Source organism: Cohnella sp. GCM10020058 (genome assembly GCF_042683485.1).
Lineage (GTDB): Bacteria > Bacillota > Bacilli > Paenibacillales > Paenibacillaceae > Cohnella.
In genome coordinates this window covers 134,968-149,997 of the sequence record NZ_JBHUJV010000015.1, presented here as the reverse complement: position 1 = coordinate 149,997, position 15,030 = coordinate 134,968, and the positions used below count along the sequence as shown (strand labels likewise).

Below are 15,030 nucleotides of genomic sequence, written 5' to 3'. Positions count from 1 at the left end.
TGCACGGGCCAGTGAGGGCGCGTTAGTGCCCTATTGCGCTTATCGCAGGCGCTGTACGGGCAAATCGGGGCGCGTTAGTGCCCGATTGCGCTTATCCCGGGTGTTGCACGGGCCAGTGAGGGCGCGTTAGTGCCTGAATGCGCTTATCCCGGGCGTTGCTCGGGCCAGTGAGGGCGCGTTAGTGCCCGAATGCGCTTATCGCAGGCCGTGGAACGGTGATCCCCGCGGCTTTTTTGTAGGTGATAAGCTCGTTGATCTACGTGCACACTTTGGGTTTCTAGCCTCGCGCCACCGCTCAAGTGTTGATCTACGTGCATACTTTGGCGTCTAGCCCCGCGAACCGCAACATGCCCCCTGCCTCCTGGCGCGCGTCATCGACGCCTGCCTGAGACAGGGGGCCTTTCATATCGCGCCAAATGCTTGCGTCTTAAGCTACTGCGTAATCGTGACCTGGCTCAACTGCGGGTTCCAGCTCAGCGATCCGCCGACCGGGAATTCGACCTTGACGTAGTTCGTGCCGGACGGAATCCGCTCCGGAGGCAGCCGGTACGTTCGTTTCGTCCACAGGCCGGCATTGATCGGCACGTCGGCATAGTCGGCACGCACCGGGAGCCAGACCTGGCCGTCCCGCGAAGCATAGAAGTTAAAGTCGCGAATCGCTTCCTGGTCGGTGGCGAACAGGCCGACAGCCTGCACCTCGTTCACATGGCTGCGGTGGTACGTAACGTATTCTGCCAAACTGGCGCTCGTGCCGGTGCGCATCGCACGGCTGGCGTCGCCAAGCGCGGTGGCGTTGGACGTATCGAACGCAAGTCCGGCGCTGTGGGTAGCGACCTTGCTCCAATCGTTCAGATGGTCGGTGTCCGCCGTCGGCGTATACCTCGCCGATACGCGGCTGAGCTGCGGATTCCAGTTCAACGTACCGCCGGTCGGAAATTCGATCTTGATATAATTAGTGCCGGCAGGCAGCGAAGCCCAATTGTAAACCCGCTTCGTCCATAGATTGCCGTTGATTGGCGTGTCGGCCGTCGTATAGCCGCTCTGCAGCGTCCACGTTCCCGCGGCCCCGCTCGGCGACGAATATACTTTGAAGTTGCTGATCGTCTCCGCCGACGTATCGAACAGGCCGGTCAGCGACAAGCCTTTGGCGTTGTCGTACCGGTAGGTGACATACTCCGGCGTCGAGCCCGTTCCCGTTCTCGCCAGCCGTCTCGTATCTCCAAGCGCAGAGACGTTTAAGCTGTCGAAAAACAGGCCGGCGCTATGACTGTCCATTTTCGTATAATCGTTAACCTCGTCGGCAGCCGTCACCGTATTCGAGAGACTCGTGACGTTCGTAATCTCGTACAGCACGACGCCATGCCGGTTGAACGCGGGCGACAGCGAGACGGCATTGCCTGCGACCGTGACGGCCGAAGTCGACGAAGCCGTCAAAGCGGCCAGCGTCTGATAGGCGCCGAGCCTGCTGTTCCAATAGGTTCTCGCGGCCGCATTCGTCAGCGTCGCCGACGCCTCGACCGTCTGCGGCGACCATCCGCCGAAGTCGGCCGACGACAGCGTCGAGCCTTTGTCGCTCCACCACTGCGGCCAATAGTTCGCATGGGTGTCGTCTACGGTCCAGCTTCGCACGTTGACGGTCGAGCCCGCGACGGGCGCAATCTGGTTGATGCCGAGCGTGATCGTCTCCCCGCTCGTCGCCGCCGGATTCGGATTATAATTGTGCAAAAAGATGCGCAGCGTCTTGGTCGCGTCGTTATAGCCGGCATACCCGTCGATGTAATTGCCGGCATTCGTCGCGCTGCCGCCGATCGACAGGCCGACTCTTCGATCGCCCGCCATCTTGTGGGCAAGCGCGATTACGTTGGTCGATATCGTCGGAACGCTCGCGCCACCCCATACGCCGTTCGCATTGAGCGCCCATACCGAAAACCAATCAATACCGTTATCCACGGTTTCCTTGATTTTTTTCGCCAAATAAGCGCCTTGATACCCCGTCCCCGTCGACCGCGAATACAAGTCCTTGCCGCTGCTATCCGTCAAAAACCAGCCTTCGTCCACGCCGACCTGAAGATTGGTCAGGCCTTGCGTTATCGCGCGATCGCGCAAGCTTGCGATGACCGCCGGCAGCGAGTTGGCGGTATAATTGCCGGGCGACTGATCGTAATACGATGCGGTGATGAAATTAATCTGCGTGCCGGCGCCCCCGGTCTTGTAATTCGTCCCGTTCGCGCAGTGATCGATCAGATCCCGGGGATCCCACAGCCCCGGTGTCACGGCCATCGCGTGCGCGCCGACGATCAGATTGCCGGCCCCGACGGCGTCCTGAAGCGCCGCGACCGTGTAGTCGTACAGCTTGAAGTACGCCGTGCGGGAGGCCGTTGCATCCGGCGTGCTTCCCGATCCGTCCCAGAACCAATCGGGGTTCTCGAACTCCGACAGCACGCCCCACCGCCACGACTTCATCTCCTGAACGCCGAACTGCGAGACCAGCGAATTCCCCAGCGCCTTGATGTAGTTGTAATAGACCGTATAGTCGGCCGGCGGCCTCGTGTTGACGTTAAAGCCGCCGATATTCGGCGCCGTCGAATACTTGAGCGGCACGTTGCCGGTGACGATGTAAGGCTTCAGCCCCTTGTTCAGCACATTCTGGATCGCAGCCTTCAAGTCGTTGAACTTGTAGTCGGTCATCGTCGACGCATTGGCCGGATCGACGAACAAATCCCTGTCGTTGCACCCCGCGTACCCCGCGTAGCAGCCGCCCGTCGCCGCGAACAGACGCACGTACTGGACGAACGGATAATTGTCGGCAAAATAGCCGTTGGGCTGGCCGGACGCGGCCGAAGTCCAGTCGCTTTTGTAAAACCAGCTGTTGAGCGTGTTAAAGGTGTCGAGCAGCGTATCGCTTTGAACCGACGCGTCCACCGTGACTTGGTAAGCCGCATCGGCGGGTGCGGGTAGCGAGACGGCGCCGACTGCGACGGAGGCAGCGATCAGGCAGCTAAACAAGGCTTTTATCCGGATTCTCATGCGTCAGCGCTCCTTTTAAAAGATGTTGATGAAGAACCATAAACGGGGCAGGGTAACGACGGTTGGGCGGTGGCCGGCTACATTAAAGGAAATGAATTCCGCTATCGCTTCGCAAGCCCGCTCGCCACCCCGGCTTAGCGGAAAAGAGTTCCGCTATCACGCCCATCTTCCCTCGCCGCACCGCATTAAAGGAAATGAGTTCCGCTATCGCTCCGCAAGCCCACTCGCCGACCCGGCTTAGCGGAAAGAAATTCCGCTATCGCGCCCATCTTCCCTCGCCGCACCGCATTAAAGGAAATGAGTTCCGCTATCGCTTCGCAAACCCACTCGCCGACCCGGCTTAGCGGAAAGAAGTTCCGCTATCGCGCCCATCCCCCCCTCGCCGCACCGCATTAAAGGAAATGAGTTCCGCTATCGCTTCGCAAACCCACTCGCCGACCTGGCTTAGCGGAAAGAAATTCCGCTATCGCGCCCATCCCCCCCTCGCCGCACCGCATTAAAGGAAATGAATTCCGTTATCGCTTCGCAAACCCACTCGCCGATCCGGCTTAGCGGAAAAAAGTTCCGCTATGACTAGACAAACAATCCAGCGGCGTTACATAAAAGTTTGATTTATTAATGAAGGAAATTAAGATGCCGTGCTTGCGGGCACGGCATCTGTCGATTTCTTATTGAGGCAGAAAAAGCAGTCTCTGAATGATCGCTGCGGATTCGGCGCGGGTCGCGGTCGCCTTCGGCTGGAAGCGGCCGTCGCTCATCCCGTCGATGACGCCGGCTTGCCGCATGGCTGCAATCGCTTGTACGGCGAAGGACGAGATCGACGCCTGATCGGCGAACGAACCGGTCTGCGCAGCGGCTTCACCCGATGGCGCAAGCGCATCCGCCTTGAGCGCCGCCCGGTAGGCGAGCACAGCCATCTCCTCGCGCGTGATCGGCGCGGCCGCGTCGAACGTGCCGCCGATGCGGCCCTGCACGATGCCCAGCGTCTGGGCGCTGGCCGCCGCCGCGTAATACCAGGCGCCTTCCTTCACGTCGCTAAGCGTGTTCGCGGCGCTGCCGTCGATCAGACCCAGCCCTCGCATGAGCATCTGTAAAAACTCTGCGCGCGTGGCCGTTCGATTCGGCTGGAAGCTGCCGTCTCCGCTTCCTTGCACGATCTCCTTCGCTGCCAGCGCGCGGATGTATGTCTCCGCCCATGGCGCCGTCTGCAGATCGGTAAAGCCGACATCCGCGTAAGCTACGGCGAAGCGGCTGAAGTGCCCCGGCCGGAACGTCGCTTGTCCGGTTGCCGGATCGAATCTGGCGTTGGACACGGCCTGCGGCTCTCCGTTTTTCGGCAAGTACCAGACAACGACTTGCTCGGGCCGCGCATCTTGCTGCAGGCTGTAGTCCAGCGATACCGAGATGGCGCCCGACGGCTGCCAGGAGGTGACGGCGCTGCCGTTCGCAGTCAGCTCAAAATCATACACCTGACCGCCGCCAAGCTTTTCTCTTGTTCCATCCGGCAGCTTCGAGACATCCACCCGCTTCAAGGTTAGCGTCAGCAGACCGGCTGCCGACGATTCGCCGAGCAAGCTTGGCGCCTTGTCGAGGGCCATCGTCACGACGCCTGCCCCCGCCTGAATCTTCAGCGTCTTGACGCCGCCGGAGCCGGATTCGCCGAGCAAGGCCCGGATCGGCATCTCGAGGCGAATCTCGGCCGGCGAGGCAACCCCGTCGACCTTTGCGTCGATCGTCAACGTACCGGCTTCTTCCTTGGCCGCCCCGGCCGCCTGACTAACGTCCGCCTCGGACAGCTTGAACACCGCCGCACCCTTCTCGTCCGCTCGCGTCACCGCCGTTAATCTGCCGTCGCCGACGGTCACGGAGGTACCGCCCCCGTTCGACGTCTGGCCGCCAGATCCCGGACTCGGCGTCGGATCTGGGCTCGGGCTCGGACTCGGGCTTGGGCTCGGACTCGGGCTTGGGCTCGGACTCGGGCTCGGGCTTGGGCTTGGGCTTGGGCTTGGGCTTGGGCTTGGGCTTGGGCTCGGACTCGGATCGCCGCCCCCCGGCTCCTCCGCCGAAGCCGTCGTGCCCGCCGCCGCAGCCGACAGCCCGGATTCGCCGCCTGCGCCCAGCGCCGACACCTTGTAGTAGTAGGTCGTGCCCGCTGACAAGCCGGAATCGGCGTAAACGACGTCTACAACCGAGGCGTCATTGATCTTCTCGAACGGACCGGCCGAATCCGCGGCCCGGTAAACGTTGTACCCGGTCGCCCCGGCGGATGCCGTCCAGCTCACGTTCAGCGCCGATGTTCCGTTTTGGCCGACCGTTACGCCCGCGGGCACCGGCGGCGCCCCGTACTCGGTTACCTGAATTTCAACCCGGCTGAGCTGCGGATTCCAGAACAAGGCGCCGTTTTCCGGATACGCGATTTTCAAATAAACGGTGCCCTGCGGCAAATCCCCAAGCGTATACTTGCGATTGGTCCACAGCACGCTCGTGATCGGCGAATCGAGCACGGCCGCGTCTTCATACGCCGTCCAGGTCTCTCCATCAGGCGAAGTCGAAAACGCGAAATCGTATATCGGCTCCTGATTGGAGGCGAAAAACCCGTTAATCACGGCTTTGGACATGCCCGCGAATTGGTAGACGACGAACTGCTCCGGCTCCTCTCGGGTCTGAGACCGCATGAGGCGGCTCGGATCACCGAGCACCCCGCCGTTGCCCGTATCGAATTCCAGCCCGTCGGTGTGCGCGAACGCGACGCTCCAATCGTTCAGATCGTCCACGTGCGTCACCGTTGCCGTGCTCGCGGTCGTCGCGCTTACCGGTGCCGAAGGCGCAGATTCTCCCGCGCTGCCGACGGCTGCGATCTTGTAATAATAAGTCGTGCCCGCGTCAAGCCCGGTATCCTGATACACGGTCGCGGTCACGGGAGTCTCGTTGATCTTGGCATACGGACCATCGATGCCAGTAGCCCTGTACACCTGGTAGCCGCTAGCGCCCGGCGACGTCGCCCAGCTCAGTTGAACGGCCGACATGCCGTCCGCGCTCGCGGTCACGTTAACCGGTGCGGGCGGTGCCGTCTGCACGGCCACCCGGCCCAGCTGCGGATTCCAGAAGTTGTCCCCGCCCAGCGGGAACTCGACTTTTAGATAGGCGGTGCCTGCGGGAATGCCCGTCAACGAATACGTGCGGCTCGTCCATAGCAGGCTCGTGATCGGCGTATCCGCGTGATCGAATGCCGTATGCGCCGTCCAGGAAGCGCCGTCCTGTGACGTATAAAACTTAAAGTCCCGGATCGCTTCGTCGTTCGAGGCGAACAGGCCGGTCACTTGCGCGCTCGCCATCTCGTCGAACCGGTAAACGACGTAATCGGCGTTGGCCGGGTCGGCCGTCGACCGCATGACTCTGCTGCTGTCGCCCAGCAGCGAACCGTTGCCCGTATCGAACTGAAGCCCCTCGCTGTGACTGTCCGCCATCGACCAGTCGTTCAGCTCGTCGACATACGAGAGTCCGTTATCGCAGGCGCATGCCGCGTAGACAAGCTCCACCTTGGACAGCTGCGGATTATAGAAAAAGGCTTGCTCCGGCGGGTACTCGATTTTCATGTAATTCGTCCCGGCCGGTACCGCGCCGAGCGTATATTCGCGTTTCGTCCATAACCCGTCGTTAATCGCAGAATCGCGGCTGCTCCAGCCGAGCTGCCGGCTCCATGTCGTACCGTCCGGCGATGTGTACAGCTTAAAATCGCTGATGCGCTCGCCGTTCGTGGCGAACAGCCCCGTCACGGTCATGCCGATCATGCCGGGATAATGATAGGTGACCGTCTCGCCGCCTTCCGGCCGGAAGGTCGAGCTGCTGCGCATCACCCGGCTGCCGTCCCCGAGCAGCGAGGCGTTGCCCGTATCGAACGTCAGCCCTGCACTATGCGTGTCAGTCTTGCTCCAGTCGTTCAGATCGTCGGTGACGACAGTCGGCGCGGCCGTGCTGACCGCATTCTCGATCTCGTAGTACACGACGCCGTGATGGCCCAGCGTCGGATGCAGCGTGAGCGAACCGCCGCTGACCGTAGCCGTCGTCGTTGTCGGGGCGAGCGAGGCCAGATTTTTATAGACATCCTCTCTGCCGTACCAGTAATCCCGATCCGCCTGACCGACGAGCGCGTGCGGCACCTCGACGGAATATTTGGACCAGACATTGTAGGATGCGTCGTTTAGCCCCCGACTCGCCTGGTCTTCCCACCACGTCGGCCAGAAGTTGGCGTGCTGATCGTCAACAACCCACTGCTTCACCGTGACGGTGCTGCCGGACAACGGCGCGATATTGCGAATCGTCACCGCCGGCGCTTCGCCCGAGGTCGCATTCATATTGGCATTATAGTTGTAGAGCATAAGACGCACCTTGTTGTCCGCGCCGTCATACCCGCCGATGCCGTCGACCTCGTTGCCCGCGCCTGCCGGCGTCCCGGACACTTGCGCGCTAACCCGTTTATCGCCGACCATCCGGTAAGCCAGATTGGCGACGTGGGCGCTGACGGAATCGACCCCGCCCCAGATGCCTTCCGTGTTCATTCCCCACATCGAAAAGTAATCCGCGTTCCAATCGTGCATCTGCTTGAACAGCCTGGCGTCCGCGGACGCCTGGAAGCTGTGGCCGACGACGCGCGAATACAAGTCCTTGCCGTCCGGCCCCTGCAGGATTCTCCCCTCGTCGATGCCGAACTTCAAGTTCGTCAGCCCGTTCTCCTGCGCGCGAAGGCGGAGCATGTTGATCGTATCCGCCAGCGTCTTGGAGGACGGCGCCGGCACGCCCGGCCGCTGGTCGTAGAACGAACCGCTGATAAAATCGATCTGCGTCCCGATCGCGCCCGTCTTGGCGTTGATGCCTTTGGCGACGTGGTCGATGAACTCCAGCGGACTCCAGATGCCCGGCGATACGGCCATCGCATGCGCGCCCACGGTCAGATTGTCCGCTCCGATCGCGGCCTGCAGCGCGGCCACCGTGTAGTCGTACAGTTTAAAATAGGCACTGCGCGTCCCCGCAGGGTCGACCGCGCCGTCGGTGAACCAGTCGCGGTTCTCGAACTCCGTCAGCACGCCCCAATCCCACGTTTTCACCTCGTCGATGCCGAATTCCGCGACGAGCGCATCCGCGAGCGCTTTGATGTAGTTATAATACACGTTGTAGTCGTCCGGGGGGCTGACGTTCACCCCGAATCCGCCGATCGCGGGATGGGCGCTGTACTTCATCGGCACGTTACCGGTGACGATATACGGACGCAGCCCCTGCCGGACGACATTGCCCGCCGCTTCGATCAGCGCGTCGAACTTGTAGTCCGTCAGATTCGACCGGTCCGCAGGATCGACGAACAGATCGCGGTTCGTACTGCAGCCGGCATAGCCTTCATAGCAGCCGCCTGTCGCCGTCATCAGCTGGACGCGGTCGATGAACGGATACCGCTCCGCGAAATAGTCGGATGGCTGGCTCTCCGCCTCCTCCGTCCAATGCTCGTTCAAATCCCACACCGTAAGATCGTAAAACTTGTTCGATATCGTCTGGCCCTGCGCGCCCAGGTCGAACGTGAGCTGCAGCCCTGCCGTCTCCGCGGACGACACGCCCGGCGCCGGTACCCCAACCGCGCCAAGCGCCATCGCCACAGCGAGTACAGCGCTTACAAATTTTCGTTTCAACATCGCCGTGCTTCCTCTCCCCATGAAGTTTTTCCCCGCATGAATGCCGACAACGGGCGAATTTCCACCCAAGCATAACGAAATCCGGAGAACGGCGATAGAAAACAAAATCAATAAAAACAGCATTCCGTCAACTTCTTGATCTAAAAAGACAAATAACCCGCAAGCGGCACGCTTTTGGCGTACGCATCTTGCGGGTCTTCTCATTCACGCCAACAACCTTCCGGCAAAATCCGGATCGTCGAGCATCGGACTGCCGATGGCGATCAGATCCGCCAGTCGATCCTCCAGCGCGCGGTTGGCGAGACTTCGCGTATGAAGCTTGCCGACCGCGATCACCGGAATCCGGAAATGCTGCTTGATCGCGGCGGCATGCGGCAGCTGATACGCCGGATGCACGTCCGCCGGCTTGATCGGGAGCAGTCCGCCGGTAGAGACGTGAATGCCGTCCAGCTCGGCTTCAAGCGGCTTCAACAGCCGCACCCACTCCTCTGGCGTAAGCCCTCCTTGGTAATAGTCCGTTGCGGATATCCGTATGATGACGGGATAGTCCCTCCCCACTTCCCGCCTGATCGAGAGGAGCGCCTCCTTCAGAAACCTTGACCTGCCCTCGGAATCGCCGCCATACTCGTCCGACCTTGCATTGGTGAGCGGAGATAAAAATTGGTGGATCAAAAAGCCGTGCGCCGCATGGATCTCGATACCGTCAAACCCGGCTTCGACGCTTCTGGCCGCAGCGAGGCGATAATCTTCGAGGACGCCGCGAATGCCGGCCTGCGTCAACGCTTCGGGCGTGCCGTAATGATCGTCGAAAGGCAAGGCGCTCGGCGCAATCAGTGACCGAGTCACCTCGGGCGAGGATTTCCGGCCGCCATGCGACAATTGAACGAACACGGGCGTTCCGTGCGCGTGGATCGCATCCGTTATCTTTTTCAGAGGCTGCACGTGCTCTCCCTTATAAATACCGATATCGTTGGGCCATAGCCGACCATTGGAAGAGACGGCGGTCGATTCCACGATAATAAGCCCTACATGTCGCGCTCTCCGGCCGTAATGGGCGATATGATGATCCGTCGGAAAAGCGTCGATGGTGCCTTTGTATTGCTGCAGCGGGGCCATGACCAGCCGGTTTTTCAGCTTCAAGCCGCCCAGGGTCGCGGTGTCGTTGACGGTCACTATCATAGAAAATTCTCCTTCGCAAGTCGGCTTTGACATTTTATAATGGTTTCGAGCAGACTCACATGCGATTATTAAGGCCTAATATCGAATACTCATTATTTATTCAGTCATTTTCTTTGTACAACCTCAATTCATTAAGCGGAGGCTCTCATGGACCATATCGATTCCAAAATCTTGTCTCTCTTGCACGACAACGCCAGAATATCGATCTCCGAAATGAGCAGAACGATCGCCATGTCGCAGCCTGCCGTCACGGAACGGGTTCGAAAGCTCGAGGAGCAGGGGATTATCACGGGTTACCGCGTGCAGCTGTCTCCGCACAAGCTGGGGAAGCATACGACTGCTTTCGTGTTGTTTAAAACGAACAAATGCCCCGACCTCACTGCGTTCTGCGAGTCGTCACCCGATATCGTGGAGCTATACAGAATTAGCGGAGAGTACAATTTTCTGATGAAAATCGTTACGGAAACGACAGAATCGTTAGCCAGCTTGCTGGACGAATGCAATGCCTTTGGCTTTTCGTCTATTCTGGTCGTGCTCTCCACGGCGTTCGAGGATAAAAATATCGCGGAGGTCGGCCCCACTTATCCTTAAGCATCCGCCGCCGTCGCGGCCAGCGCATGGCGATTGGCCGGTATCGGCACGCCCAGGTTGCCTCGCAGCGTGTCCGCTTCGTATTCGGTGCGATAGATGCCTCTTTCCTGCAAAATAGGGATGACCAGCTCTACGAATTCCTCCAGCGCGCTCGGCGTAACAGATTGAATGAAGAAGCCGTCCGCCGCTTCTTCCTCGTAGTAACGCTGGATCAAGTCCGCGATCTGCGTCGGCGTGCCCATAAAGCCGCCTGGCGGCGATACGAAGCGAAGCGCGACCTGGCGCAGCGTCAGATTTTCCTCGCGCGCGATTCGCCGGATTCGTTCGGTCGTGCTTCTGTAGCTGTTGCTGCCGAGATCGCCCAGATCGGGGAACGGCGCATCCAGCGGATACTGCGAAAAATCGTGATGTTCGTAGAACCGGCCGAGGTGGGCGATCGCTTTTTCAATCGTCACCAGATTGGCGATTTCCTCGTATTTGGCCTTGGCCTCCTTCTCCGTGCGGCCGATAATGACGCCGATGCCGTGCAGGATCGCGATGTCGTCGGGCGACCGCCCATAGGCCGCGGCGCGCGCTTTGACATCCCGATAGAATTGCTTGGCGTCTTCGATATAGGCATGCTCCGTCAAGACGGCATCCGCCGACCGCGCGGCGAGATTTTTGCCGGCTTCGGACGAGCCCGCCTGAAATACGACCGGCTGCCCTTGCTTCGAACGCCCGATATTGAGAGGCCCGCGTACGGAGAAAAATTCGCCCTTGTGATCAAGCGTATGAAGCTTGGAACGGTCGAAAAAAACGCCGGTGTCTTTATTGCGGATAAAGGCGTCGTCCTCCCAGGAATCCCACAACCCTCGCACGACTTCGAGATACTCCGCCGCCATGCGGTAACGCTCTGCATGGGATGGATGCCCGTCCTTGCCGTAATTAAGGGCGGAGCCTTCCAGCGGCGAGGTGACGACATTCCATCCCGCCCTGCCTGCGCTGATGTGATCCAGCGAAGCGAACTGGCGGGCAGCGTTAAACGGTTCGCTGTAGGAGGTCGACAATGTGCCTACCAGGCCTATTCGGCTCGTAACGGCGGCAAGCGCGGACAAGATGGTAATCGGCTCGAATCGGTTCAGAAAATGAGGCAGGGAATCCTCCGTGATAAAGAGCCCGTCGGCTATAAAGATGAGATCGAACTTGCCGGCTTCGGCCGTGCGCGCCTGCCGCTTGTAAAATTCAAGGTTGACGCTCGCGTCGACCGGCATGTCAGGGTGTCTCCACAGGCCGGTATGCGCCCCCAAGCCTTGAAGGATGGCTCCGAATTTAAGCAGCTTTTTTCCGGACATTCCGATTCGTCCTCCTTGTCGTTGTATGATCGAGACTTTATCGACGCTATGCTTCGATAAGCGTATCACCAACTATTCAAGGCGGTCTATACGGATTTAAAGGGAAATGGACGGTAAAAAATTAAAATTAACGGAAATCGCATGCGAAAAAAGCCCTCCACGAATGAAGGGCCCCTACACCGCTCTATATTCGACCAGCCTCGTCAACCCATCTTCTTCGAAGCCTTCCCCTTCCTGCTCCGCTGCTCCAGCACCTCGTCCAGGTACGCCGTAAACTTCGACTCGCCGCTGTAGGACACATACAGCCAGTCGAGCGCCCGCGTCAGCGCGATGTAGAACAACGACACTTCCTTCTCCTCCGCCGCTTCAAGCGGAAACGGCATGCTGTCGACATTGACCACAAAGACCGCCCTGAAATCCAGTTCCTTCGCGCCCTCGATTGTGGAAATTTTAATAGAGTCGTGGGCGCGTTCCAACCGCCTTTTGGCATCCTCGTTTTCCGTCACCCAGTAATAAGGCATGCCCGCTTCAGTCAGCGCTCTGCGAATCGTATCGACGTAGGAGAAATGGTAGTTATCCTTCACGCGGTACAGAATCGCCATGTCGGCATACGGAATGCTCTTCTCGTCGCGCAAATAAGCGATCCGCTCGCACACCCGCTTGATCTCATCGGTAAAGCGATCGCACCGCGCAATGACCGGCTCCGGCCCCTTGCGGTGCGTGCTGTAAGGCGGGATGATGTCTACGCCGTCCACGGAACCGCTTCTCACCGTATCCTGAAGGGCGGAATGTCGCTGGTAAAAATCCCAGGCGAACTGCGCGATCTGCGCCGTGTTGCGGTAATTCATCGACAGAATACGGGACCTGCCGCGTTGTGAATTGGTTTGCGCCCGATCCCCTGCCAGCGGGTTCCCCTGCAGCTCCGGGTTCAAGACGAGCCCCAGCAGCTTGAGCCATTCCGGCTCGAAATCCTGCACGTTATCGATCAAGATCGCATCGTACGTCGGCAGGATCGCCTCATTCTGATCGAGCTTCTCGATCAGGACCGGTATGTCCGTCACCCGCGCATTCAGGACCGCTCTCAGCCACTCGTGAAAGCCGAACACCGCGATGTTCGACGCCGCGGCCGCACCGGCCTTCTGTTCCTCGAGACGGATGAGATCCAGCAGGTCCTCCGGCTCGCTCATCAGCTGCTCGATCATCTGCTGCAGCGTCAGCGACCGCGCGGTGTCGCGGCACAGCACGAGAAGCTTCCAGTCCGGATACTGCTTGGCGAGCGTTCGTGCCCGGCCGGCCAGTTTCGCCGCATTCCCGCTTCCCGCTGCCTCTCGCCTTTTCCTCTGATTATCGCCCGACTGCCCGGCTCTATTTTCCCCATACGGATCCATGGTCTTGATATGACGAAGCGAGAGAAGCAGCTGATCCTGGTCATCCGCCGGCTGCCTGAACTCCGCGCTGATCCGCGCCTCGGCGAACAGATGCTGCCGAATCGACCGAACGTCCTCCGCCGTCAGATAATAGCGGCTGCTGCTCCACACCGTGAACATCGCATGTATTTTCTCGATCAGGACATCTGCCGAAAATGCCTCATCCTCCGGATCCACCTCGTCGCGGCACAGCACGAATTCCCGGGCGATCGCCTCGTAAAGGTCATACTTGATGAAGTCTGCCTGCTTCAATCTCGTAAATACGGTCCCGCCGCCGCACGGAAATTTGAGCTGTCCTCGCTGCTTCCCCGCGGGCTGGATCAGTTGCTCATCCTGCTTCAGCTGCTCCGCGACAAACCTGGCGTTATCTCTCGCCTCGTTGTACGGATTCCGTACGATCTCCACGCGGCCGGCCGCACCGTACAGCTGCCATTGATCATGCTCGACCTGGAGTAGCGCGGCCGGCGTATAATCCTTCACGTCCAGCACGACCAGTCCGAGATCCGGCCCGATGATGACGAAGTCGAGCCTCCGCCCCTCGATCTCCGGTTCGTAATACACCATATAATCGCTCGGCAGGTATTCTTCCAATGTGCGAAAAAGTAAACGTTCCCCCGCTGCAGCACTCGTCCGAATAACCTCCGGGACCATATAGGCCATCTTTCGTCACACCTTTAACGGATTGATTGCATTTGACACTAGTATATATTCATTTACAGGAGATGGATAGGAAGTGCGGAAAGTGAAACAATCATTGTCCAGCTGATTGCGCAGGACTTTAATATCATTTTACCTTTATATTCAGTTATCGACATCATTTAAGAAAAAAGCCCCATTGGAATTCCGTTCCATTTTATATAATTGGTAATACCAACGACAATTACGCACTATGCATTGTAATTGGTAATTTCCAAGGATCTAAAGGAGGCTGATCTATACAATATTGCGCTTGTAACTTAATCGTTTAAGTTGCAAAAATTGACTATTGAAAGGAGTTTTAATGCGTGTGTAAACAAAGTTTCCGGATTCTTTGCTCGCTCGGTTTGGTATTTTCTTTAATTGTGAGTGTTGTGAGCAATGTTTCGGCAGAAGCAGCCGAAACAACTTCAGAATGGATCAACAACGAGCCTGAACGAACACTTGAACAACAAGTGTCTGCTTTAAACATGAAAGATTGGGCAACTTATGTTCAACTGGAAGCAACGGAAGACCAATCTGCGACAGAATTTTTATTGATAATGCTGATTATCAGCAGCAAGCGTTGGGCCTTCACACCGTTGATTCTGTTTCAATATCAGAAATCAAAGCACTCCCCAACGAGTTTGTTTCTCGTCTTACTAGTTTTTCTTACTATGAAGTCAAGTACAGTAATCTTCGCTCGTACCTTGTAGGCCTTGACTTTAAAGTGAAAAAAGAAGACAAGTATTTCTATAATGGAGTCAACTATCGTTTGATGATTCTTGGGCAGGAACAAGGGGTTTGGAAAATTATTGAGAATTCCATTGCTCCAATCGTCGCAATAAGCAATGCAAATCTTGGTTTTGGGAGTCCAGCTGAACAAGATGCTATTAAAATTGCCAGAAGTCGCTCCGAAGGAATCATAATAAATAAAAAAGGTGAAGTCTTAGAAGACCTACGTGCCACAAGCAAGCAGATTGAGGCCGAAAAAGGCTTCCTGCAGAACCAGCACGAAGTAAAATTTCTGCTGAAGAACAAAAGTACGAGCAAGAAAAGCTACAAAAGCTGCAGCGGGAGCGTGTAACGAATTCAACAACAAATAATTTAAACGGGATC

At 58.2% G+C, this 15,030-nt stretch carries 8 protein-coding genes; 3 read left to right on the top strand and 5 right to left on the bottom strand.

The genetic code is table 11. The features are described from left to right. Positions 1–432 precede the first annotated feature (432 nt). The 3 genes from ACFSR7_RS25565 to ACFSR7_RS25555 all read right to left on the bottom strand — a co-directional run bounded on the left by ACFSR7_RS25565 (position 433) and on the right by ACFSR7_RS25555 (position 9,887). The gene (locus tag ACFSR7_RS25565; protein WP_378166502.1) at positions 433–3,027 is read right to left on the bottom strand and encodes a GH39 family glycosyl hydrolase; all 2,595 of its coding nucleotides are present in this window, start codon (positions 3,025–3,027) and stop codon (positions 433–435) included. Between the two features lie 668 nt (positions 3,028–3,695). Then, a complete protein-coding gene (locus tag ACFSR7_RS25560) occupies positions 3,696–8,708 on the bottom strand; it encodes an S-layer homology domain-containing protein (RefSeq protein WP_378166500.1) in 5,013 nt (1,670 codons plus the stop codon). 204 nt (positions 8,709–8,912) lie between these two features. Further along, on the bottom strand, positions 8,913–9,887 hold the full coding sequence (locus tag ACFSR7_RS25555; RefSeq protein ID WP_378166498.1) for an oxidoreductase: 975 nt from the start codon (positions 9,885–9,887) through the stop codon (positions 8,913–8,915). Between the two features lie 147 nt (positions 9,888–10,034). Between ACFSR7_RS25555 and ACFSR7_RS25550 the strand changes: the two genes are divergently transcribed. Beyond that, positions 10,035–10,478: an Lrp/AsnC family transcriptional regulator gene (locus ACFSR7_RS25550; RefSeq protein WP_378166496.1), complete on the top strand. Its 444-nt coding sequence runs from the start codon at positions 10,035–10,037 to the stop codon at positions 10,476–10,478. Here the strand turns inward: ACFSR7_RS25550 and ACFSR7_RS25545 are convergent. Together ACFSR7_RS25545 and ACFSR7_RS25540 are read right to left on the bottom strand one after the other, a co-directional pair. Then, positions 10,475–11,809: an LLM class flavin-dependent oxidoreductase gene (locus ACFSR7_RS25545; protein WP_378166494.1), complete on the bottom strand. Its 1,335-nt coding sequence runs from the start codon at positions 11,807–11,809 to the stop codon at positions 10,475–10,477. The two genes, ACFSR7_RS25550 and ACFSR7_RS25545, sit on opposite strands and share 4 nt — an antisense overlap. A gap of 203 nt (positions 11,810–12,012) precedes the next feature. Further along, positions 12,013–13,896, bottom strand: a complete 1,884-nt coding sequence (locus ACFSR7_RS25540) for a 3'-5' exonuclease (protein WP_378166492.1) — start codon at positions 13,894–13,896, stop codon at positions 12,013–12,015. 344 nt (positions 13,897–14,240) lie between these two features. Between ACFSR7_RS25540 and ACFSR7_RS25535 the strand changes: the two genes are divergently transcribed. Both ACFSR7_RS25535 and ACFSR7_RS25530 read left to right on the top strand, forming a co-directional pair. Then, the gene (locus ACFSR7_RS25535; RefSeq protein ID WP_378166491.1) at positions 14,241–14,627 is read left to right on the top strand and encodes a hypothetical protein; all 387 of its coding nucleotides are present in this window, start codon (positions 14,241–14,243) and stop codon (positions 14,625–14,627) included. A 14-nt stretch (positions 14,628–14,641) separates the two neighbouring features. Beyond that, positions 14,642–14,998 carry a hypothetical protein gene (locus tag ACFSR7_RS25530; RefSeq protein ID WP_378166489.1) on the top strand — a complete coding sequence of 119 codons (357 nt, stop codon included), beginning with the start codon at positions 14,642–14,644 and terminating at the stop codon, positions 14,996–14,998. Positions 14,999–15,030: the final 32 nt, after the last annotated feature.